Raw genomic sequence first — 22,520 nt, forward strand, 5'->3', positions numbered from 1 at the left:
CTGTCGGCACCCGTCAGGCGCCAGTGGCGCGCTGCTTGAGGTAATCCACAAACGGGTCGATATCCGTGCTGCACAGCAAATGAGCGATCGCGCGCACCTCGGTTTCCGGCCATTCCCACCAGGCGGACTGTTCGAGGATCTGGCGGGTGGGCTCATCGAAGCGCCAGCGGATATGTCTGGCGGGGTTGCCGCCCACGATGGCGTAAGGGGCAACGTCCTTGGTCACAATGGAGCCGGCCGCGACGACCGCGCCATTGCCGATGGTGACGCCGGACAGAATCTTCGCGTGCGAGCTGATCCAGCAATCATTGCCAATGATCACGTCGCCCTTGCTGCCACCAAAATCAGTGATGTGCGCGAGGCTTTTGACCTTGGCCGGGAAGGGATAGCAACTGAGCCAATCGGTGCGATGATGGCCCCCCAGGTACACTTCGACATTGCCGGCAATGGACGTGTAGGCACCCACGCGCAAGGTCGTGCCTTCATGCCAGTCGTGAACCTTCAGGTCCCCGTAGGTCCCTATGCCAAAGCTGTAGTCGGGGTAACGGTTGCGCAGTTTCTGCGTCGAACGCTCCAGGGGGGAGAGCGCGCGCAATGCCTTGCGCGCTTGGTGTTCGCGCCATTTACGCAATAGTTTCATGCGTCGAGCCTTCTTGCAGAGGTTGAAATCAGGCCGCCATCCTGAGCAATGGGTGGCTTCTATGCAAGACGAAAATGCTCAGGGTAATGGCCGGGAGAACCCTGGCACATAAGCGTTTAACTGCCAACCACCGCCAGCAGCAACAGTCCCATCAGTGCCATCAGCAGGGTTAATCAGGCACGTCCTGGACGGTTTCGACGGGTCGATCCTGCCCCAGGTGCAGCAGTGCTACTGCGTCACCGGCGAAGTGGATTTCGTGCTGATACTGAATGTCGCCAGCCTGCGGGAATACCAGGCGCTGGACCGGGGCAAGGTGGGGCTAAAAGTACCGATCAGTTGAGCGCTTCATTGCCTGAAAAAAATGGCCGAAGCCTGTCCCTTTTTTTCACCTCGCCTGTCATTCATGGCAAGTGAATCAAATCGAGAGCTTCCGCCAATGCCCGCCGTCCCACCCTTGCGCCTGCGCCCGTTACTGAACTTGAGCCTGATGCTGAGCCTCAGTGCCAGCCCATTATTCGTCCCGATCAGCTACGCCGAAGACAGCAGTGCTCGGCGCAGCTACCAGGTGCCGGCCGGCAGCCTGAGCGCGGCGTTGACCCGTTTTGCCGGGTTGTCGGGGGTCAATCTGTCGGTAGATCCTGCGTTGGTCAGCGGTCGCAGCAGCAGTGGCCTGGCCGGCGAATATGGCGTGGAGGAGGGCTTTGCTCACCTGTTGCAAGGCTCCGGCCTGCAGTTGCAACCGATGGGTGAGCAGGCGTACAGGCTGGTGCCGGTGCCCGAAGGCAGCAGCCTGCAATTGGCGCCGACGTCAATCATCGGCAGCGCAGGGCAGGAGGGCGGCGATACCTACGCTGGCGGGCAAGTGGCGCGTCGTGGCTCGCAGGGCTTGCTCGGTTCGCGGGACTTCATGGAAACGCCGTTCAGCATGACCACCTACACCGAGGAAGCGGTGAAGAACCAGCAGGCCCGCACCCTCGGCGACCTGATCGCCAGCGACCCTTCAGTGCGCGCCACTAACCCGGCCGGCGGGCGCTATGAGCAGTTCACCATTCGCGGATTCAGTCTGTTCAACAGTGATGTGGCCTACAACGGCCTGTACGGCGTGTTGCCGACGTACACCATCGACATGGAAATGGCCGAGCGCGTCGATATCCTCAAAGGCCCGAGCCAGTTGATCAACGGCATCTCACCACGCGGCAGCGTCGGCGGCGGAATCAACGTGGTGCCCAAGCGCGCCACCGACAAAGACATCAATTCGTTTACCGGCACCTGGGCTTCCGGCAGCCAGGCTGGCGGTGCGGTGGACGTGGGCCGGCGCTTTGGTGAGGACAACAAATTCGGCATCCGTTTCAACGGCGTGAAGCAGTCTGGCGACACCGAATGGGACCACCAGAGTGTCGACCGTGAGATGGCCGTACTGGGCCTGGATTTTCGTGGCGAACGTCTGCGCCTTTCCACAGACATCGGTCACACCGAGCGTGACACCGATGCCCCGCAGGAGCGTGTCCAGATCGGCCCGAATGCCCGCGTGCCGAGTGCCAGCGATGTGCGCCGCAACTACGCGCAACCCTGGAGCAAGGCCAGCACCAACGATACGTTCGGCACCGTCAACGGCGAGTTCGACCTCACTGATAGCGTGATGCTCTACGGCGGTGTTGGCGCGCGGAAAAGTAATCACGACTTCCTGCGCCACGCAGTGTCCGTCACCAACAACGCTGGGGATTTCAGCGTGCAGCCGCGTGATTTCACCCGTGACGAAAACGTGCGTACCGCCACGGCGGGAGTGCGCAGTTGGTTGCACACCGGCCCCGTCAGCCATGAGCTCAACCTGGCTGCCAGCTACTTCTATATGGACTTTGAAAATGGCGGGGCGCGGTACGCGGCGGCGCCAAGTAACCTTTACGACCCCGTGCAAACCCCGACCCCCTCGCGGCCGACGCGCTTCGATTCCAAGGTCTACACAGAGAATAAGTTCAGCGGTGTCGCGCTGTCCGACACCCTGGGTTTCTTTGACGACCGATTGCTGCTGACCCTCGGCGCGCGCTGGCAGCGGGTGAAGGTGGATGACTGGACCGACAACGTCAAAGGTGACACTGCCTATGACGAGGAAAAAATCTCGCCGTCGGGTGGCATCCTCTTCAAGGCCACCGACACGTTGTCGCTGTATGCCAACTATATGGAAGGCCTGAGCCAGGGCAAAATCGCACCTTCTACCTCAATCAACGAAGACGAAATCTTCCCGCCGTTTATCAGCCGGCAGGTCGAAGTCGGTGCCAAATACGACGCGGGCGCCTTTGCTGTCACCGCCGCCGTGTTCCGCATCAAACAGCCAGCCTATGAAACCAACGCCACCACGCGGGTGTTCGGCCCCAACGGCAAACGCCAGAACGACGGGGTGGAGCTGAGTGTGTTTGGCGAGCCGCTCAAGGGCTTTCGCCTGCTCGGTGGCGTGATGTACATCGACAGCGAGCTGACCCATACCACCAACGGCACCTACGACGGCAACCGCGCACCGGCCACACCCAAGTACAACGTGAACCTGGGGGCGGAATGGGATGTGCCGACGCTCGAGGGTTTGACCCTGACCAGCCGGGGCATTTATTCCAGCTCGCAGTACCTGGATCAGTCCAACGTGAAAGAAATTGATGCCTGGAACCACATCGACGTCGGCGCGCGTTACGCCTTCAAGGTGGATGACAAACACATCACCTTGCGCGCCAATATCGAGAACGTCGCCGATAAACGCTACTGGAGCTCGGCCGGGGCCTCGGATGACAGCGAACCGGGGCTGACCCTGTCGACACCGCGTACGTACTTGCTTTCGGCCACCGTCGACTTCTAACTGCGCAACTTGAGGGCGAATGGGCTTGTCGTGGCAAGCGGGCTTGATGTGGCGAGCGGGCTTGCCCCGCGTTGGGCTGCGAAGCGGCCCCAAAACCTGCCAATGAGTTCTGACTGAAAAAACTGCGGTGACTGAATAGGGGCTGCTGCGCAGCCCAACGCGGGGCAAGCCCGCTCGCCACAACAAGCCCGCTCGCCACAACAAGCTCGCTCACCACAACGGCCACCGCTCGCCACAGCAGCCCAACTGCCAACAGGATGTACAGCGCCTGTAAATGAAAAAGCGTTAATAAGAATGTTTTTTGATTGCATCGTCCCGATATGGAATAGTACCCGCCGTTTTCCCCAGCCTGTCCAGCCGGGGTGTTCCAACGCCGAGGTCCCTGTCATGCGAATGCTGCGCTCCATCCCGACCCTTGCCGCCTGCCTCCTGGCGTTCTCGTCCAGCGTGTTAAGCGCTGCGCCCATCGACCTCAATGATGGCCAGCACGCAGTGCACTTGCCGGATGCGCCCAAGCGCGTGGTGGTGCTGGAGTTTTCCTTTCTCGACAGCCTCGCCGCTGTTGACGTTACGCCCGTAGGCGCTGCCGATGATGGCGACGCCAACCGAGTGCTGCCACGCGTGCGCCAGGCCATCGGCCAATGGAAATCGGTGGGCCTGCGCTCGCAGCCGAGCATCGAGGAGATCGCCCGGCTCAAGCCGGACCTGATCGTCGCCGACCTCAATCGCCACCAGGCGCTGTACAGCGACCTGTCGAGCATCGCGCCCACCTTGCTGTTGCCTTCGCGTGGTGAGGATTACGAGGGCAGCCTCAAATCCGCCGAGCTGATCGGCAAGGCCCTGGGCAAGAGCCCGCAGATGGAGGCGCGTATCGCGCAGAACCGCGAGCATTTGCAGGCGATTGCCAAGCAGATACCAACCGGTGCCAGCGTGCTGTTCGGCGTCGCCCGGGAAGACAGCTTTTCCGTGCACGGCCCGGACTCCTATGCAGGCAGCGTGCTGCAAGCCATTGGCCTGAAAGTACCGTCGGTGCGCGCCAACGCCGCCTCCACCGAGTTTGTCAGCCTGGAGCAATTGCTCGCGCTGGATCCGGGCTGGTTGCTGGTCGGTCACTACCGCCGCCCAAGCATCGTCGACACCTGGAGCAAGCAGCCGCTGTGGCAAGTGCTTGGTGCGGTGCGTAACCACCATGTGGCCGAAGTCGACGGCGACAGCTGGGCGCGCAATCGCGGTGTGTTGGCCTCGGAGCAGATCGCCGAAGACGCCCTGGCCATTCTCAAAGGCGGCAAAGCCGTACTGAGCCAATAAGCATGGGCCGAAGTCTCGCGGCAGCGAGTATCGTGCTGCTGGGCGCTTTAGTGTTCTGGCTCTCTTTGTACAGCTGGTCACCGTTCACCCTCACGGCGACGGATGCCTGGAATGGCTTGGTTCACCAGGGCAGCGTGGGCGGCAATATGGCCTATATCGTCGCCCAGTTGCGGGTGCCGCGAGCGGTATGCGCGGCCTTGGTCGGGGCTTGCCTGGGCCTGGCCGGTGCACTGATGCAGGGCATTACCCGCAACCGCCTGGCATCGCCGTCGCTGTTTGGTGTAACGGCGGGTGCGGCGCTGGGGTTGGCATTGTTCTCGACCGGCTTGGTCGCGCCACCCTTTGCCGGCGGCGCATTGTTGATGACCTGCGTGGGCGGCGCATTGGCCTGGATTACCGTGTTCAGTCTGGGCGGTGCGTGGTCGCCCGCCACCGCCCAAGGCCGGCTGGTATTGGCCGGCGTGGCCGTGGCGGCGCTGTGCGCAGCATTGACGCGGCTCACGGTGATTCTGGTCGAGGCTCAGGCACAAAGCGTGCTGAACTGGCTGGCCGGCTCCCTGGCGAACGTCGGCGCGGCCCAGGTGCAATTACTCTGGCCTTGCACCTTGATCGGCGGCCTCTGGGCGCTGTGGTGCGCGCCGCGCCTGAACCTGATCAACCTGGGCGAAGACGCTGCACGCTCGCTGGGCGTGGGCATCGCCAGCCTGCGTCTGCAGGTATTTTTCGCCAGCCTGTTGCTGGTGGGTGCCAGCGTCTGCGCCGTCGGCCCCATCGGTTTTGTCGGGCTGATCGCGCCGAATATCATTCGGCAATTTCTCGGCAATGACTACCGCTGGCTGATCCCGCTGAGTGCAGCCTTGGGCGCGGCGATCGTGCTCGGCGCCGACTTGCTCAGCCGCGCTGTGGCCTTTCCGGTGGAAACCCCGGCGGGTGTGGTGACCGCGCTGATCGGTGCGCCGTTCTTCCTCTTTCTTGCCAGGCGCGCGCTATGACCCAACCCCGATTACGCCTATGGCTGTTGCTCGGCATGTTGCTGGTGGCGACCGGTGTCAGCCTTAGTGCCGGCACGGTGTGGCTCACCCCGGAAACGGTGCTGGACCGTCTGCTGGCCCACAACGCCCTCGACTTCGAAGTGTGGAACCATCGCCTGCCACGCAGCCTGATCGCCATCCTCGCCGGCTGCGCGTTCGGCCTGGCCGGGGCGATTGTCCAGGGTGTGATTCGCAACCCGCTGGCCTCGCCGGAAATCCTCGGCGTCACTCAAGGCGCCGGGCTGGCACTGACGGTGGCGATCATCGGCTGGCCGCACATGCCGATTGCCTGGTTGCCCCTGGTGGCCTGCCTCGGCGGTGCCGGTGGCGCCTTGCTGCTTGCGCTGTACAACACCGGCGTGAGTTTTTCCGGGGTGCGTTTCGCACTGTCGGGCGTGGCGATTGCGGTCACGTTGTCCAGCGTTACTGAATTTCTGATCCTCTCCCATCCGCTGGATATCAACACCGCCTTGCTCGCATTGACCGGCAGTTTGTGGAGCCGCAACTGGCACCACGTGGCGCTGGTGTTGCCGTTTCTGCTGCTGATTCCGTTGGGCCTGTGCCTGGCCAAACCGCTGAACCTGATCGCCCTGGGTGACGAAGCCGCCCACAGCCTGGGCACCGCACTGACCCGCACGCGTTGGTTGGCGATGGCGTGCGCGGTGGTCCTGACCAGCCTGGGCGTGGGGGTGATCGGGCCGATCGGGTTTATCGGCCTGGTCGCGCCGCACATGGCGCGGCGGCTGGTGGGCGGGCATCACCTGTATCTGCTGCCGGCGGCCATGCTGATCGGCGCGCTGTTGCTGGTGCTGGCCGACACCCTCGGGCGCACGTTGATCGCGCCCAGCGAAATCCCTGCGGGGGTGCTGACGGCGGTGATTGGCGCGCCGTATTTTCTTTGGTTGCTGGCACGGTTCAAGGGCTGATGACATGAGCATTTTAAAAGCACATCAACTCGATATCGGCTACGGCGCCACGCGCATCGTGCAGGGTTTGTCGTTCGCGCCGCCACCGGGGCGTGTCACTGCGTTGATCGGACCCAATGGCTGCGGCAAGTCCACCTTGCTCAAGGCCTTCGCGCGCATCCTCAAGCCAAGCCAGGGCGAGTTGACGTTGGGGGATCAAGCCTACGCCAGCCTGTCCGCTCGTCAGTTGGCACAACAGATCGCATTTTTGCCCCAGGTGCTGCCGGTGCCGGAAGGCGTCAGCGTGCGCCAACTCATCGCTTATGGCCGCAGCCCGCATAACTCGCTGTGGGGGCGCCTGAGCGGCAACGACCAGGCCCACGTGACCCAAGCCCTGCAGCGCCTGGAACTCGACGCCCTGGCCGACCGCGCCCTGGCGGACTTGTCCGGAGGCCAGCGCCAACGCGCGTGGCTGGCGATGGTGCTGGCGCAGAACGCACCGGTGGTGCTGCTCGACGAACCCACTACCTACCTCGACATCAGTCACCAGGTCGAACTGCTCGACCTGATGGGCGAACTGGCCGCCGAAGGCAAGACCGTGATCACCGTGCTCCATGACATCAACCAGGCCTGCCGCTATGCCGACCACCTGGCGGTGATGCACGGCGGCAAACTGGTCGCGCACGGCGCGCCCGCCGAAGTGATCAGCGCCGAACTGATGCGTCAAGTATTCGATGTACAGGTGCAGATCATGCGCGAGCCGGTGGCCGGCACACCGATGTGCCTCGTGGAAAAAAGCACCCGAAATCAAGCCTGACGCCACTCAACCTGTGGGAGCCGGCTTGCCAGCTCCCACAATGCCTGGCCTCAGTTGGCTTCAGCGCTCCACACGGCTTTCTTCACTTCAATGGCCTTGGGCAATAAACGGTTCTGATAAAACAGATCCGCCGTCGCTTGCTGCGCCTGGATGACCGTCTCGTCAATCGGCAGGATCGGCGAAGGCGGGCGGTTATCCATATAGCGGGCAATCACCTCGGCAGGCAGGCCCATAAAGGCGGTCAGCACCTTCAAGCTGTCTTCACGTTCGCTGCGGGTGAGCGCTTCGGCGGCACTGAGTTCACCCAGCAGCGCTTGGATAAACGCGCCGTTCGCCTGCGCATACTCACGCCGCGCGGTGTACACCGGCCCCGACAAACCCAGGCCCTCGCCGTTGGTCAGCACATGGCTCGGGCTCTGGCTCAAAGCCAATGACGAATAGGGTTCCCAGATCGCCCAGGCGTCCACGCTGCCTTGCTCGAACGCCGCGCGGGCGTCGGCCGGGGGCAAGTACACCGGTTGAATATCCTGATAGCGCAGGCCGGCTTTATTCAAGGCGCGCAGGATCAGGTTGTGGGAGCTGGAGCCCTTCTGGAAGGCCACTTTCTTGCCCCTGAGGTCGGCAACCGAGTGCAGCGGGCTGTCGTTGCGCACCAGGAGGGTTTCGGCGGTTGGCTTGGGCGGTTCGGCGCCGATGTATACCAGGTCGGCACCGGCCGCTTGTGCGAACAGCGGCGGGATATCGCCGGTAGAGCCTACATCCAGCGCGCCCACGTTCAGTGCCTCAAGCATCTGCGGGCCGGCGGGAAACTCGACCCATTTCACCGCGGTGTGTGCAAAGCGTTTTTCCAGCAGGCCATGTTCCTTGGCGAGTACCAGGGCGATAGAGCCTTTCTGATAGCCGATGCTCAGGGTGGCGGGGTCGGCCGCCAGCGCGGTGTCGGTGACGGCCAGCAAGGTCAGCAACAGCAAAGGGATTTTCATGCCTGAGCCGCCTTGAAACGATTCGCCGGGCGCACTAAACCGAGGTGTTCCCTGAGTGTGCTGCCGGTGTAGTCGGTCCGGAACAGGCCGCGCCGCTGCAGTTCGGGCACCACCCACTGGGCAAAATCCTCAAGCCCTCCCGGCAAATGCGGCACCAGGATATTGAAACCATCGGCCGCAGCGTTTTCGAACCAGCGTTGCAGCTCATCGGCAATCTGCAGCGGCGTGCCGATCAGGCTGTAATGCCCGCGACCACCGGCAATCCGCCGGCCCAGTTGCGCCAGCGTCAGCTGCTCCTGGTGCGCCAGGTCACTGAGCAATTGCTGGCGGCTGCGTTGCCCGCTGTCGGTCAATGGCAGCGACGGCAACGGCCCGTCCAACGGGTACTTGGACAGGTCGAAATTACCCAGCATGCGCCCCAGCAAGGCCACGCCCACCTCGGGCTCGACCAACGCCTGGAGCGCTTCGAATTTCGCCTGTGCCTCAGCCTCGGTTGGCCCCACTACCACAAACACGCCGGGCATGATTTTCAGCGCGTCGGCCTCACGCCCGTAGCCGCCCAGGCGCCCTTTGAGGTCGGCATAAAACGCCTGAGCATTGGCCAGCGACGTTTGCGCGGTGAACACCACGTCGGCGGTCTGCGCAGCCAGCTCCCGGCCGGCTTCGGAAGAACCCGCTTGCACGACCACCGGCTGGCCCTGTGGCGAGCGGGCCACGTTCAACGGGCCCTTGACCCGGAAATGCTCGCCGACGTGGTCCAGCACATGCAGTTTCGCCGGGTCATAGTAGTGGCCGCTGGCCTTGTTGCGCACAAAAGCGTCGTCTTCCCAGCTGTCCCACAGCCCGGTCACCACCTGATGAAATTCCCGCGCCCGGCTGTAACGCTCGCGATGGCCCAGGTGCTCATCCCGGCCAAAGTTCTGCGCCTCGGCGGCATTGTCCGAGGTCACCAGGTTCCAGCCGGCGCGCCCGCCGGAGAGGTGGTCCAGCGAGGCGAATTTGCGGGCCACGTGGTAGGGCTCGTTGTAGCTGGTGGTCGCCGTGGCGATCAGGCCAATATGCGCCGTTACCGCACTCAACGCCGAGAGCAACGTCAGCGGCTCGAAGTGATCCGAACGCGCCATCTGGCTGGCGATCTCACCCGTGGCGGCAGCAATGCTGTCGGCCACGAACAGCGCGTCGAACTTGGCCGCCTCGGCGATCTGCGCCAGACGTTTGTACTGGGCGAAATCCAGCCCGGCGTTGGCCGGCACGTCCGGGTGGCGCCAGGCGGCGACGTGGTGCCCGGTGGCCATGAGAAAGGCGCCGAGTTTCAATTGACGGCTCATGCTTAGAAATCCTTGCGCAGTTGCACGCCGAAGTAACGTTCATCGTCACGGGGTACGGCGCGGTAGATGTAGTTGCCGCCGCTGGCCAGCAGCGGTGAATAAGACTTGTCGGCGAGGTTCTTGGCCAACAGCGCCACGCGCCAGCCATTGCTGTAATCGGCCAGGGCCACGCTGGCGTTCCAGATGCCGTAGGCGCCTTGTTTGGTGTCGAGGTTCTGGCTGATGTCGTACTGCACTTCGCTCTGCCAGCTGTAGTCGGTGCCCAGCTCAACGTCCAGGCCGTTCTCCAGCGGGATGCTGTAGTCGGCGCGCACGTAGCTTTTCCAGTCCGGGCTGAACGGCAGTGGTTTGCCATTCACGTTGCACGTTGCCGCCGCACCGGCGGGGCAGGCGAATTCGTCAATACGCGCACGGGTGTAGGCCAGGGCCCCGGACAACTTGAGTTGCTGGGTGGCCTGCAAGGCGTAATCGAGTTCCACACCTTCAGTGCTGACGCTGCCGGCGTTGATCAGGCGCGTCACGACTTGGCCGGCGACCGTGTCGAAAAAGTTGGCCTGGTAGTTGTCGTAGTCGCTGTGGAAGACCGCAAGGTTGGTGGTCAGGCGATTGTTCCAACTGGTGGCCTTGATCCCGGCTTCCCAGGTGTTGGAGGTTTCTGGCTTGAGGGCGTTGGTGTCGCGCGGCTGCATGTTGAAAAACACGTTGTACGCCGGGCCTTTGTAGCCACGTGAGTAGGTCAGGTAGCTGGTGATGCTGTCGCTGATGTCGAATTGCACGCCCAGTCGCCCGGACCAGCCGTCCTCGTCTACCGAACCGGCACTGCGGGTGGCCGGTTGAATGCCACTCACCGTGGTGGCGGAGGTCGACACGCGGCGGTGATCGTATTTCAGCTCGTCGTGGGTGTAGCGCAGGCCGGCGATGCCGCGAAAGCGGGAGGTGAAATTCAGCGTGGTTTCACCGAATGCCGCGTAGCTGTCGCTGGTGGTGCTGTAGTCGGCAATGCCGCGGTCGGTGCGCGCCGGGGTGGTCAGCGTGCGCTGGTAGGTCTCTTCGTCCTTGCCATGCAGGTAGAACAGGCCACCGACGTACTCCAGGAATTCACCCTTGGGCGAGGCCAGGCGCAGTTCCTGGGAGTACTGGTCGAAGGCCAGCTCGCCCTTGTCGGCGGTGCCGGGGAAGGCGGCGGTTACGGTGCCGAGGCGGTCGCCATCCTGGTATTGGGTGTTGTCCCAGCCGCGCCAGGCGGTGATCGAAGTCAGGGTGTAGTCGCCCAGGTTCCAGTCCAGCTGCGCCGACAACCCTTTGTTGGTGTCTTCGACATGGCTGCGCGTGTCGGTGTTGATATCGCGGTTGTCGCTGGACGCGCGCACCGGGCTCAACGCATTGGCAAACGCGGGTGTCAGCGACTTGCTCACCACGCCATTCGGGCCGTCGTCATGGGCCTGCATGTAGTCGGCGATCAAGGTCAGTTTCACCTCGTCACTGGGGGTGAATTCCAGCTTGCCGCGAATACCTTTGTGGTTGTAGCCGTTGACCTCCTGGCCGTTGTTTTTGTTATCCACATTACCGTCGTAACTGCCGAACAGCGTGCTGATCGAGCCCTTGAGCACCCCCGGCACCAGGCTGCCGCCAATGCCGAAACGCGTGCGGCTTTCGTTGCCGCTGTAATACGACTGGTCGATATAGCCGTGGGTCTCGGCGGTCGGTGCCTTGCTGGTGATGTTCAGTACGCCGGCCGAGGCGTTCTTGCCGAACAGGGTGCCTTGCGGGCCGCGCAGCACTTCGATGCGCTCAAGGTCCAGCAGGTCGAGGGTGGCCTGGCCTGGACGCGCATACACCACGCCGTCGATCACTGTGGCCACGGTCGGTTCAACGCCTGGGGAGGTGGAAATGGTGCCCACGCCGCGCACGAACAACGAGGTGTCCTTGTTCGACGCGCCGGTGCGAAAGTTCAGCGACGGCACTTGCTGCACGATGCTCGCCACGCCGTTGCGGTTGTCGCGCTCCAGTTGTTCGCCATCGAGTACCGAGACCGCCACCGGGACTTTTTGCAGCGACTCTTCGCGGCGCGTCGCGGTGACCGTGACGGATTTGAGCGTGGGTTCTTGCTCATCGGCGGCAAATACGCCCGGCGCGGGGAGGGCGGTCAGCCCGGCGAGAAACAATAAATGAGTGTGACGTGGAAAGTTGTGCATGCTGTGCCCGCTCCAAAAATGCCCTGAACCGCTGCGGTTCTGCGACCGTCAGCGCCTGTGTCGTGTCTTGGGCATTCGCTCGAGCGAGTAGCAGACAAAGCGCTTTGGTAGCGCTAACATCGGCATTATTGTTGGGGCTGGTTTAGAGCGTCAAATACTAAAAAATTAGTCCTATATGCTTTTTCGTTTCTAACAGGATTGCCTCTTGAGCGAAGAAAAACCGCGCAAACGCCGTGGCGCCGGGCGCGTCACTCTTAATACCGTGGCGCGCCAGGCCGGGGTGTCGGCGATCACCGTGTCGCGCTATTTCAATCAGCCAGAGCAGGTCTCGCCAGAGCGCCGGGAGCGCATCGCGGCGGTGGTGGCCGAGTTGGGTTATGTGCCGAATCTGGTGGCCGGTGGGTTGGCCTCGGCGCGCGGGCGGATCGTGGCCATGGTGATTCCCAACATCTCCGGGCCGATCTTTGCCAACACCATCCAGGGCTTCAGTGACACGCTCAGCCGCCATGGTTATCAGCTGCTATTGGCGTCCAGCTACTTCAGCGCCGACCAGGAAGAAAGCGCGGTGCGCGCGTTTCTCGGGTGGTCGCCGGCGGCGTTGGTACTGACCAGTCGTTTCCACAGCGCGGGCACTGAAAAAATGATCGCCGAGGCAGACATTCCGGTGGTGGAAACCTGGGATTACGTGCCCACGCGCGAACCCTTGCAGATTGGCTTCTCCCATTACGAGGTGGGCGTCAGTGCTGCGCGCTACCTGTATGCCAAGGGTTATCGGCGCATCGCCTTCGTGCAGAACAGTGCGCCCGGCGACTTCAGTGCGCTGGAGCGGCGCGACGGTTATGCCGCCACCGCCGCCCAACTGGGTGTGCAGCCCTGGGTGTATGCCCCGGATGCGGACCTGGCGCCTTTCGAAGCCGGCAAGCAGGCAATGCAGGTGCTGATGAGCCATGCCACGCCGCCGGATGCGATTTTCTTCGCCAACGACAACCTGGCCGCCGGTGGTTTGCTGGCAGGCCAGCGGGCCGGATTGAACATCCCGCAAGACTGCGCCGTGCTCGGTTTTGGTGATTACCCCTTTGCCGAAATGCTTTTGCCAAGTCTGAGCACGATAAAACCGCCAGCCCTGGACATCGGAATATTAGCCGCCACGCGGGTACTTGAAAGTTTGGGTGTTCTGCCAGTGGAGGATGAAGTTGTGCGATTGAATCTTCTGGAGTGTCGCTTGATTGAGCGTGAGAGCACTTGAATAACTAGTGAAGTGGCTAATTGCAACTAGCTCACTTCTGCTGGTTCACTCCAAAGGCCCTAAATCAAGGGCTGTACCGGAAATCCGGGACAGCCAATGCGTATTCTTTTCAGTTTGTTTCCAGCCATCAGGAACTAGATTTACAACTTTTAGTCGATTAACCCGGTTAACCCCGACTGCGGCGTGGCGAACTAATGGCACTTCTCCGGTATTGGCCAGTAGTTCCAAATAGCCATACTTTCTCGCAACTAGACACCCCACACTATGTCGTCAATGCCCATCGATGCCTGCACTCTGCAGATCCCGCACACCGACCACGTGTGCGCGTGGCTGATGCGGCACGCCGGGCTGAAAACGGTCGACCTGGAGCGCGCCCGGCGTCTGTCTACGGACGCCGGCGACCTGCTCGGCCTGCTCGCGCGTCTGGGGCTGGTCTCTGAAATCGAGCTGGCCCGCGCCTGGGCGGACCTGCTTGGCGCGCCGCTGTTGCTGGCCGATGCCGCGCCGCCGCTGCTCGACCCGTTGCCCGCCCTCACTGAACGCTTTATGCGCCACTACCAGGTTGTGCCCATGGGCTGGGCCCAAGGTGGCCTGCGCGTATTGGCGGCCAACCCGGCGCACCTCTATCCCTTTCAAGCCCTGGCCTACGCCTGCCAGGTGCCGGTGTGGCTGGCCATCGGCCCGCGTACTGAAGTCGACACGCTGATCGAGCGCTACTACGGCCAGGGCCGCTCCGCCATGGGCACCCTGATTGAAAACCTCGATGAGCAGGGCGGGGCGCTGGAAGATATCGAACACCTTAAGGACATGGCCTCCGAAGCGCCGGTGATTCGCCTGGTCAACCTGATCCTGCAGCGTGCGGTGGAACAGCGCGCGTCGGATATCCACATCGAACCCTTCGAAAACCAGCTCAAGGTGCGTTACCGCATCGACGGTGTGCTGCACGACGCCGAAGCGCCGCCGGCCAGTTCGTCGGCGGCGGTGATCTCGCGGGTCAAGATCATGGCGCGCCTGGACATCGCCGAACGGCGGCTGCCTCAGGACGGGCGGATCATGCTGCGTGTCCAGGGCAAGGCGCTGGACCTGCGCGTGTCCACGGTGCCCACCAGCTTCGGCGAATCGGTGGTGATGCGCCTGCTCGACCGGCAAACCGTGCAGTTCGACTTCCAGAGCCTGGGCTTTGACGGCCAGCGCCTGGCGGCGTTTCTCGACCTGCTCGAACGTCCGCACGGCATCCTGCTGGTCACCGGGCCCACCGGCTCGGGCAAAACCACCACCCTCTACACCGCGCTGTCGCGGCTCAACACCGCTGAACGCAAGATCATCACCGTTGAAGACCCGGTGGAATACCAGCTCGAAGGCATCAATCAGATCCAGGTCAAGCCCGCCATTGGCCTGGACTTCGCCGGCGCGCTGCGCTCCATCGTGCGCCAGGATCCGGACGTGATCATGGTCGGCGAAATCCGCGACCTGGAGACCTGCCGCATCGCCATCCAGTCTTCGCTCACCGGCCACCTTGTGCTCTCCACCCTGCACACCAACAGCGCGGCCGCGAGCATCACGCGCTTGCTGGACATGGGCGTGGAAAGCTACCTGATCGCCTCGACGGTCAGCGGCATTCTCGCCCAGCGCCTGGTACGGCGCCTGGACCCGGCGACCCGCGTGGCATTCGAAGCCGCGCCGGAACTGATCGAAGAACATGGCCTGGATCGCTTGACCGACCAGCGCCCGATCCTGCTCTACAAGGGCACTTATCGCGGTCGCAGTGCAATCACCGAATTGCTGGTGATGAACGACGAACTGCGCAGCCTGTTGATGCGCCACGCCGACGCCGCCACGCTGGAGCAGGCCGCGCGCCGCGCCGGTCTGCGCACCTTGCATGAAGAAGGCCTGCGCCAGGCGCTGGCGGGCGTCACCTCGCTGGAAGAAGTGCTGCGCGTCACCCGTGGAGAGGGCGCGTGAGCTTGTTCAAGTTTCGCGCGCTGGACAGCCAGGGCGTGGCCCACAACGGCACGCTGCAAGCCCAGGACCAGGCGGCTGCCATCGCCGTCCTGCACAAACGCGGTTTACTGCTGTTGCACATCGAAGTGGCCGGCAGCCCGCTGCTGCGCACTGTGCGCGGGCCGTTGAAGGGCGCGGCCCTGGTGAGCTTTACCCAGCAACTGGCCACGTTGCTCGGCGCCGGTCAGCCGCTTGAGCGCGCGTTGGGCCTGCTGCTCAAACCCCCCGGCCAACCCCAGGTGCGCGCGCTGATCGAGCGTATCCGCGACCACGTCAAGGCGGGCAAGCCGTTATCCGCCGCGCTGGAGGAGGAGGGCGACACGTTCTCGGCGCTGTATTTGAGCATGGTGCGCGCCGGTGAGGCCGGTGGCGCGCTGGAAAGCACCTTGCATCAGTTGGGCGACTACCTGGAACGCAGCCAATTGCTGCGCGGCGACGTCATCAATGCGCTGATCTACCCGGCGTTCCTGGTGGTCGGCGTGGTGGGTTCGCTGGCGCTGTTGCTGGCGTACGTGGTGCCGCAATTCGTGCCGATTTTCCAGGACCTGGGCGTGCCGATTCCGCTGATCACCGAGGTCATTCTCGCGCTTGGCCAGTTCCTCGGCGCCTATGGCGTGTGGGTCCTGGGCGCACTGGTGGCGGCCATCTGGATCGTGGCGGCACGCCTGCGTGATCCGCTGCGCAGGCAGCGCTACGACCGCCGCCTGCTCGGCATTCGCGTGATCGGCCCGCTGCTGCAACGCGTCGAAGCCGCCCGACTGACGCGCACCCTCGGCACCCTGCTCAGCAACGGCGTGGCATTGCTGCAGGCACTCGTGATTGCCCGCCAAGTCTGCACCAACCGGGCGCTGCAGGCCCAAGTGGCGGATGCGGCGGAATCGGTAAAAGGCGGCGGCACCCTCGCCAGCGCGTTCGGCGCGCAACCGCTGCTGCCAGACCTGGCCCTGCAAATGATTGAAGTCGGCGAACAGGCCGGTGAACTGGACAGCATGCTGCTCAAGGTTGCCGAGGTGTTCGACGTCGAAGCCAAACGCGGCATCGACCGCCTGCTCGCCGCGCTGGTGCCGTCGCTGACCGTGGTCATGGCCGTGCTGGTGGCGGTGATCATGCTGGCGATCATGCTGCCGCTGATGAGCCTGACCAGCAATATATGAACCTTCAAGGAGCCACTCCCATGCGACACCTTCAACTCGGATCGACACGCCGCCAAAGCGGTTTCACCCTGCTCGAAATGCTCGCGGTGATCGTGTTGCTGGGCATTGTCGCGACCATTGTGGTGCGCCAGGTCGGCGGCAACGTGGACAAGGGCAAATACGGCGCAGGCAAGGCGCAACTGGCCGGCCTGAGCATGAAGATCGACAGCTATGCCCTTGACGTCGGCGCGCCGCCCAACAGCCTGCGACAGCTGGTGGACAAGCCCGCCAACGCATCCAGCTGGGCCGGCCCCTACGCCAAGCCCTCCGACCTCAAGGACCCGTTCGGCCATGCCTTCGGCTATCGCTACCCCGGAGAGCACGGCGCCTTCGACCTGATTTTCTACGGTCAGGACGGCCAGCCGGGCGGCGATGGCTACAGCGCCGATCTGGGCAACTGGGAATAACCTCGCCATGGCCCAGCGCGGCTTTACCCTGCTGGAGATGCTGGTGGTCATCCTGTTGATCGGCCTCGCCGCCGGGTTGCTGGGGCTGGGCGTGCGCCAGGGTTTGCAGGCGGCGCAAGAGCGTCGCGTGGTCGGGCAGATGGTCGATGCGCTGCGCACCACGCGGGCCGGGGCGGTTGTCAGCGGCTCGGCGGCGCGCACTGAATTCGATCTGCAGAAAATGACCTTCCAGGCGCCGGGCCGCGCGCTGCAACACTGGCCGGCTGAGCTGCAGGTGAGCTTGCACACTGCCGAACAGGCCGGCTCGGCTGTCGAGTTTTACCCCGACGGCAGCTCAACCGGCGGCCACCTGTTGTTGGCCAATGGCAGCCGGCGCTGGCGCATCGACGTGGGCTGGCTGACCGGCAGCGTGCAGTCCAGGGCGCTGCCATGAAATACCAGACAGGCTTCACCTTGCTTGAAATGCTCGCCGCACTGACCTTGATGGCGGTGTGCGGCACAGTGTTGCTGGTCGCCTTTGGCCAAAGCGCGCGCTCGTTGTCGCAAGTCGCCCACAGCGACCGCCTCACCCATGCGGCGCTGACGGTACTCGACCAGGAAGCGGCGGGGCCGCTGGCTGAAGGTGTCAGTGAAGGTGACTTGCAGGGCATCCACTGGCAACTGACCCAGACCCGACAACAGCCGCACCTTTTTCGCCTCGACCTGACCGTCAGCGAAGGGCCTCACCAGGCCCGTTTCAGTACCTTGAAGGCGCGCCTGTGAAGCGCCGCGAGCAGGGCTTCACCTTGCTGGAAATCCTCGTGGTGCTGAGCCTGCTCGCGGTGCTGCTGGTGCTGGTGGGCGGGGCGTTGCTGGGCGCCAATCGCGCCGTGTCCAAGGCCCAGCGCTACACCACCAGCCTGGATGAGATGCGCGCCGCCCAGCAGTTTCTACGCACGGCGATCAGTGAAGCGCTGCCGCTGGACGTCACCGAAGATGACAGCCAGACCGATGGTTTTTTTGTCGGCACGCGCCAGCGATTGCAGTTTGTGGCGACGCTGCCGGGTGTGCTCGGCGGCGGCATTCAGCGGTTCACGCTGCAAGCGCAAAAACAGGCATTGCAGGTGTCGTTTGCTCAGCTCGAATCGCACACCAACGTCGCCCGCAGTGAGCCGCAAGTGCTGCTCAAAAACGTCCAGGACGTGCAGTTCAGTTACCGCGGCGTATCGCCTTTGGGCCAAGCCACCGGATGGGTCAACCAATGGCCGTGGCCCAAGCGTTTGCCCGCTGCGGTGCGCATTGCCGCGCGCATCGACGGCCCGCTGCCGTGGGTTACCCAAGTGATTGCCCTGCGTCTTAACCTCGCCAGCGGAGCGCTGGAGGAATGAGGCGCCAACGCGGCGCTGCGCTGCTGCTGGTGCTGTGGGCGCTGGCCTTGCTCAGTGTGTTGCTCGGCGGCCTGGCCGGTTGGGTACAGCTGCAAAGCCGCCAGGCCCTGTGGTTGCGCCAGCACACCCAGACCGTGCTGGCTGCCGAGGCCGGCATCGCCCTGGTCATGGCCGATCGGCGCTGGGTTGCCGACGGCCGTGACATCCCGCTGACCTTCGACGATGCCCAGTTGCACGTCAGCCTGCGCAGCGAGCGCGGCAAGCTCTACCTGATTAACGCCGAGGCCGATGACTTGATGCGCCTGGCCCTGGCCTGCGGCGCCACCCAGGCCCAGGCCGACCAATTGATCAAAGCTTTTGAGGCGCGCCGCAAGCACGGCCTGCCGCCGTTTCGGGTGCTGGAAGAAGTGCGCCAGCTGCCCGGCATGACACAAACGCTGTACAGCCAATTGCTGCCGGAAATCACCCTGTGGAGTGACCTGGATCGACCCGATCCGGCCTTCGCCAGCCCGCTGATGCGCAAGGCGCTGAACTTGCCGCGTCAGAACGCCGAAGGCGCCGACCCGGGTGTGGTGCTGGTGGTCGACAGCCACGCACAGCGCCCCGGCGGCTACCAGGCACGCCTGCAACTCACTGTTTTATTGAGCCCCTCGGAGGACAGCGCGCAACCCTACCGGGTGCTGCGTTGGCAAGAATGAATCGACTGGAACCCATCGCCCGGCACTGGCGCGGCAGCCTGCTGCAACAGGGCTGGCGCCTGTGGCTCGCGGAGTTGCGCGCCTGTGTACCGAAATGGCTGGCCCTGAGCGAGCCGCCTGAACAGGTCTGCCACTGGCCACTGAGCGAACCGGTCACACTCGCCAGCGCGCGCCAGGTGCTGATGCTTGCGCCCGACGCGGTGCTGCTGCAAACCGTGCAGCTGCCGCTGGCCGCCGCGCGCAACCTGACCGCCGTGGTCGGGTACGAGCTGGATCGCTACACGCCCTTCGAGGCTGACCAGCTGTACTTCGTCGCGCGCCAGGAGCAACGCACCGCTACACACCTGCAGGTCACGCTGGTGGCGATCCTGCGCGAACAGCTGGACCAGATCCTCAGCGACTGCGCCGCCCTCGGCGTGCACCCTCATCGGGTGGATGTGAATCACTTGGGCATTGACTTGCTCCCGGCGCCACTGCGCCCGCGCCAACGCCCTACCGGCAAAGGCCTGCAACGCAGCCTGCCGTGGCTGTGCGGTGCCTTGCTGATTGCGGCGATGTTGCTGTGGCTCAACGACCGCCAGCGCGTGCTCGACGCCATGCGCGCCAGCGTGCAGCAGCAAAAAGCCCAGGTCGCCGAGGTGCACGCCTTGCGCCAGCAACTGCTCAATACCCGTGGCGCGGCGCAATACCTGACCCGGCGCAAACTGGCGCAGCCGCCCTTGGCCGCGTTGCTCAATGACCTCACCACCTGCCTGCCCGCCGACACCTGGCTCGACCAGCTGGACGTCAAGGACGGCGAGATTTCCATCTCCGGGCAAAGCGCCAAGGCCAGCGCGCTGATCACCCGCATCAAGGGTTGTCACAGCCTGGAAAACGCCCAGTTCGAAGGGGTGATTCAACCCGATGCGCGCACCGGCAAGGACCAGTTTGCCTTGCGTGCCCACCTACGTCAGGAGGCCGCCGATGCGCCGACCCCTCACACCCCGTGAACGTCGCGGCGCGGCCTTGCTATTGCTGGCCGTGGTCGTCGGCGCGGCCTACTGGCTGTTGATCGACAGCTGGTTTGCTGGCCCCTTGCGTGACATGGGCGAACAGGCCGAGCAGTTGCGCGAGCAGCAGCAACGCTACGCCGGCGTGGTGCGCCAGGGCGATGCGCTGCGCCAGCAACTGCAACAGGCCCGCCAGGACCCGGCCAGCAGCACCAGCCTGTTGCCGGGCGATGACCCTGACGTGGTGGCCGCCGACCTGATGCAGCGTCTTGCCGACCTGATCAACAGCCACGCCACGCTCGGCGGCGGCTGCAGCCTGACCCAACGCAAGCCCATCACCCCCGAGCAGGACGAGGGCGAGCCGTATCGCCAGGTCAAAGTCAGCCTGACCCTGAACTGCTCCATCGAGCCCTTGGAAGCCGTGCTGCATGAGCTGGAGTACCAGCCGCCGTTTTTGTTTGTGGATGAGCTGCGCATCCGCCGTGGCCAGCAGGCGCCAGCCAGCGGCGGGGCGGGAAAACTACTGGTGCACCTGTTGGTGCGCGGCTATCTGCAACCGCAGGTGGCGCGATGATCGGCGCACTGCGTCCCCTGGAATGGGGCTTGCTCGGCTTGGCCGGGTTACTCGGCGTGCTGATGGCGGTCATCCTCAGCAGCATTGGCGATGAACCGCAGTGGCTGCCCGAACCCGTCGTGCGCGCACACCCTGCGGTCAGTGCGCGCGTGGCGCCAAGCGTGACACTCGACAGCCTCGCCGCCACGTGGCAAACGCCGCTGTTCAGCCCTGATCGCAGCCCCGACAGCGTGGTGGGCAAAGCCCGGGTCTCGAGCCTGGCCAACCTGACTCTCAGCGGCATCATGATCACCGGCAACCTGCAAATGGCGATGCTCAAGCAGGCCGACGGCCGCCCGCTGACCGTGCGCCTGGGCCAGACGCTGCCCAACGGCTGGCGCCTGGAACACCTGACACCGCAATACGCCCGTTTTGCCCTGGATGGCCGCACGCAAACCTTGAACCTCTATGCCAAGCGCCTGCCGCCGCCGTCCACCCGGCCCCCGATTACTCTTCCCCGCGAGCCCCTCCCTTGATCGACATGCGCACTTCAACATTTTGCCTGGCCACCGCCCTCGCACTGGGCGGCTGTGGCGCCTTCCCCGACCGCCCCGACGCGGACGACGACCTGCTGCACGAAGCCATGCAGGGCACCGGTTCGCAACGGCCGCCGACTGCGGCGCCTGCGCCTGAAAGCCCGCCGCTTGCAGCCAGGTCAGCGCCACAGCGCCAGGTGATCCGTGGCAACCAGCAATTCGTGCGCCCGCCCGCCGCATCACCGAGCGCGAAGGAGCAGGGCGGCGACATCGTGTTCAACTTCGCCGACCAGCCCATCGAAGCGGTGATCAACAGCGTGATGGGCGACCTGCTGCACGAAAACTACAGCATCGCCCAGGGCGTGAAGGGCAACGTCAGCTTTTCCACCTCCAAACCGGTGGACAAGCAGCAGGCGTTGTCGATTCTGGAAACCCTGCTGTCCTGGACCGACAACGCGATGATCCGCCAGGGCCAGCGCTATGTGATCCTGCCCGCCGACCAGGCCGTGGCCGGCAAGCTGGTGCCGCAAATGCACGTGGCGGCGCCGTCCAGCGGCCTCTCTGCGCGGTTGTTCCCACTGCGGTATATCTCCGCCACCGAGATGCAAAAGCTGCTCAAGCCGTTTGCCCGCGAGAACGCGTTTTTGCTGGTGGACCCGGCGCGCAATATCCTCAGCCTGGCCGGCACCGCGGAGGAACTGGCCAACTATCAGGAGACCATCGACACCTTTGATGTGGACTGGCTCAAGGGCATGTCGGTGGGCGTGTTCGGCCTGCAACGCGCGTCAGTGGCCGAGTTGATGCCCGAGCTGCAAGCCATGTTCGGCCCGGACAGTGGCATGCCGTTGGCGGGCATGCTGCGGTTTTTGCCGATTGAGCGCACCAATTCGGTGGTGGCGATTTCTTCACAGCCGCAGTACCTCAGCGAGGTGGGTGACTGGATCCGCACCATCGACGAGGGCGGCGGTAACGAGCCGCAGATGTATGTCTACGATGTGCGCAATATGAAGGCTTCGGACCTGGCCAGGTACCTGCGCCAGATCTACGGCAATGACGCGATCAAGGACGACGCGCCGGCGAAGGTTGCGCCGGGGTTGCGCACGGCGACGTTGTCGTCGCTCAACAGCAATTCCGGCGGGTTGCAAGATGCGCCGCCGCCTGCCGAGGAGCCTGAGCAAGCACCGGACGTTGCTGCGCCTGCGGCGGATAAAAGTCTTGAAGCCGGTACTCGGATTACCGCGCAGAAGAGCAGTAACCAACTGCTGGTGCGCACGCGTCCGGCGCAGTGGAAGGAGATCGAAGCGGCGATCAAACGCCTCGATAATCCGCCGCTTCAGGTGCAGATCGAGACGCGCATTCTTGAGGTCAAGTTGACCGGGGAACTGGACCTTGGGGTGCAGTGGTATCTGGGGCGCCTGGCGGGGAATTCGGGAAGTAATACGGTGGCGAATGCCTCGGGCAGCCAGGGGGCGCTCGGGGGC

The 22,520-nt window shown here is 64.0% G+C and carries 21 protein-coding genes and 1 pseudogene; 18 read left to right on the forward strand and 4 right to left on the reverse strand.

Annotated features, from left to right (window positions below; genetic code table 11):
- Positions 1-13 precede the first annotated feature (13 nt).
- A complete protein-coding gene (locus FPT15_RS27160) occupies positions 14-640 on the reverse strand; it encodes a CatB-related O-acetyltransferase (protein WP_145165871.1) in 627 nt (208 codons plus the stop codon).
- A 208-nt stretch (positions 641-848) separates the two neighbouring features.
- On the opposite strand from FPT15_RS27160, the pseudogene FPT15_RS27165 reads away from it, so the two are divergent.
- The 6 genes and pseudogenes from FPT15_RS27165 to fecE form a co-directional block, all read left to right on the forward strand.
- Positions 849-980, forward strand: a pseudogene (locus tag FPT15_RS27165) (Lrp/AsnC ligand binding domain-containing protein); the annotation flags it as partial.
- 96 nt (positions 981-1,076) lie between these two features.
- Positions 1,077-3,482 (forward strand): TonB-dependent receptor, encoded by a 2,406-nt coding sequence (locus FPT15_RS27170; protein ID WP_145165872.1) that lies wholly within the window; start codon positions 1,077-1,079, stop codon positions 3,480-3,482.
- A gap of 393 nt (positions 3,483-3,875) precedes the next feature.
- Positions 3,876-4,790: a Fe(3+) dicitrate ABC transporter substrate-binding protein FecB gene (locus tag FPT15_RS27175; RefSeq protein WP_372241501.1), complete on the forward strand. Its 915-nt coding sequence runs from the start codon at positions 3,876-3,878 to the stop codon at positions 4,788-4,790.
- A 2-nt stretch (positions 4,791-4,792) separates the two neighbouring features.
- A complete protein-coding gene (gene fecC / locus FPT15_RS27180; protein WP_145165874.1) occupies positions 4,793-5,782 on the forward strand; it encodes an iron-dicitrate ABC transporter permease FecC in 990 nt (329 codons plus the stop codon).
- Entirely contained in the window at positions 5,779-6,747 is a 969-nt protein-coding gene (locus FPT15_RS27185) for an iron ABC transporter permease (RefSeq protein ID WP_145165875.1), read from the forward strand. The genes fecC and FPT15_RS27185 overlap by 4 nt, the downstream gene beginning before the upstream one ends.
- Before the next feature lie 4 nt (positions 6,748-6,751).
- Positions 6,752-7,543 (forward strand): Fe(3+) dicitrate ABC transporter ATP-binding protein FecE, encoded by a 792-nt coding sequence (gene fecE, locus FPT15_RS27190; protein WP_145165876.1) that lies wholly within the window; start codon positions 6,752-6,754, stop codon positions 7,541-7,543.
- Positions 7,544-7,593: 50 nt separating this feature from the next.
- Here the strand turns inward: fecE and FPT15_RS27195 are convergent, their stop codons facing one another.
- The 3 genes from FPT15_RS27195 to FPT15_RS27205 are packed head-to-tail and all read right to left on the reverse strand — an operon-like array spanning position 7,594 to position 12,049.
- Positions 7,594-8,526, reverse strand: a complete 933-nt coding sequence (locus tag FPT15_RS27195) for a sulfonate ABC transporter substrate-binding protein (protein ID WP_145165877.1) — start codon at positions 8,524-8,526, stop codon at positions 7,594-7,596.
- Positions 8,523-9,854, reverse strand: a complete 1,332-nt coding sequence (locus FPT15_RS27200) for an LLM class flavin-dependent oxidoreductase (RefSeq protein WP_145165878.1) — start codon at positions 9,852-9,854, stop codon at positions 8,523-8,525. Before FPT15_RS27200 ends, FPT15_RS27195 begins: the two co-directional genes overlap by 4 nt.
- Before the next feature lie 2 nt (positions 9,855-9,856).
- On the reverse strand, positions 9,857-12,049 hold the full coding sequence (locus FPT15_RS27205) for a TonB-dependent receptor (RefSeq protein WP_145165879.1): 2,193 nt from the start codon (positions 12,047-12,049) through the stop codon (positions 9,857-9,859).
- A 205-nt stretch (positions 12,050-12,254) separates the two neighbouring features.
- Here FPT15_RS27205 and FPT15_RS27210 point away from each other — a divergent pair, with 205 nt between their 5' ends.
- The 12 genes from FPT15_RS27210 to FPT15_RS27265 form a co-directional block, all read left to right on the forward strand.
- Complete coding sequence (locus FPT15_RS27210) at positions 12,255-13,295, forward strand: LacI family DNA-binding transcriptional regulator (RefSeq protein WP_145165880.1); 1,041 nt, start codon at positions 12,255-12,257, stop codon at positions 13,293-13,295.
- 264 nt (positions 13,296-13,559) lie between these two features.
- Positions 13,560-15,257 (forward strand): type II secretion system ATPase GspE, encoded by a 1,698-nt coding sequence (gspE, locus tag FPT15_RS27215; protein ID WP_145165881.1) that lies wholly within the window; start codon positions 13,560-13,562, stop codon positions 15,255-15,257.
- A complete protein-coding gene (gspF, locus tag FPT15_RS27220) occupies positions 15,254-16,450 on the forward strand; it encodes a type II secretion system inner membrane protein GspF (RefSeq protein WP_145165882.1) in 1,197 nt (398 codons plus the stop codon). The genes gspE and gspF overlap by 4 nt, the downstream gene beginning before the upstream one ends.
- On the forward strand, positions 16,447-16,896 hold the full coding sequence (gene gspG / locus FPT15_RS27225) for a type II secretion system major pseudopilin GspG (protein WP_145165883.1): 450 nt from the start codon (positions 16,447-16,449) through the stop codon (positions 16,894-16,896). Before gspF ends, gspG begins: the two co-directional genes overlap by 4 nt.
- Before the next feature lie 7 nt (positions 16,897-16,903).
- Entirely contained in the window at positions 16,904-17,329 is a 426-nt protein-coding gene (locus FPT15_RS27230; RefSeq protein ID WP_145165884.1) for a prepilin-type N-terminal cleavage/methylation domain-containing protein, read from the forward strand.
- Complete coding sequence (locus tag FPT15_RS27235) at positions 17,326-17,658, forward strand: type II secretion system protein (RefSeq protein ID WP_145165885.1); 333 nt, start codon at positions 17,326-17,328, stop codon at positions 17,656-17,658. The genes FPT15_RS27230 and FPT15_RS27235 overlap by 4 nt, the downstream gene beginning before the upstream one ends.
- Positions 17,655-18,263, forward strand: coding sequence for a prepilin-type N-terminal cleavage/methylation domain-containing protein (locus FPT15_RS27240; RefSeq protein WP_145165886.1), 609 nt, complete (start codon positions 17,655-17,657; stop codon positions 18,261-18,263). Before FPT15_RS27235 ends, FPT15_RS27240 begins: the two co-directional genes overlap by 4 nt.
- Positions 18,260-18,961, forward strand: a complete 702-nt coding sequence (locus FPT15_RS27245) for a helix-hairpin-helix domain-containing protein (RefSeq protein WP_145165887.1) — start codon at positions 18,260-18,262, stop codon at positions 18,959-18,961. Before FPT15_RS27240 ends, FPT15_RS27245 begins: the two co-directional genes overlap by 4 nt.
- Positions 18,958-19,950, forward strand: a complete 993-nt coding sequence (locus FPT15_RS27250) for a type II secretion system protein GspL (protein ID WP_145165888.1) — start codon at positions 18,958-18,960, stop codon at positions 19,948-19,950. The genes FPT15_RS27245 and FPT15_RS27250 overlap by 4 nt, the downstream gene beginning before the upstream one ends.
- Positions 19,925-20,524: a type II secretion system protein GspM gene (gene gspM / locus FPT15_RS27255; protein ID WP_145165889.1), complete on the forward strand. Its 600-nt coding sequence runs from the start codon at positions 19,925-19,927 to the stop codon at positions 20,522-20,524. Before FPT15_RS27250 ends, gspM begins: the two co-directional genes overlap by 26 nt.
- A complete protein-coding gene (locus tag FPT15_RS27260) occupies positions 20,521-21,039 on the forward strand; it encodes a general secretion pathway protein GspN (protein WP_145165890.1) in 519 nt (172 codons plus the stop codon). Before gspM ends, FPT15_RS27260 begins: the two co-directional genes overlap by 4 nt.
- 5 nt (positions 21,040-21,044) lie before the next feature.
- Positions 21,045-22,520 (forward strand): secretin N-terminal domain-containing protein (locus tag FPT15_RS27265; protein WP_145165891.1); only part of this gene is annotated, 1,476 nt, incomplete at its 3' end.

This window comes from Pseudomonas sp. RGB, assembly GCF_007713445.1.
Classification (GTDB): Bacteria; Pseudomonadota; Gammaproteobacteria; order Pseudomonadales; family Pseudomonadaceae; genus Aquipseudomonas.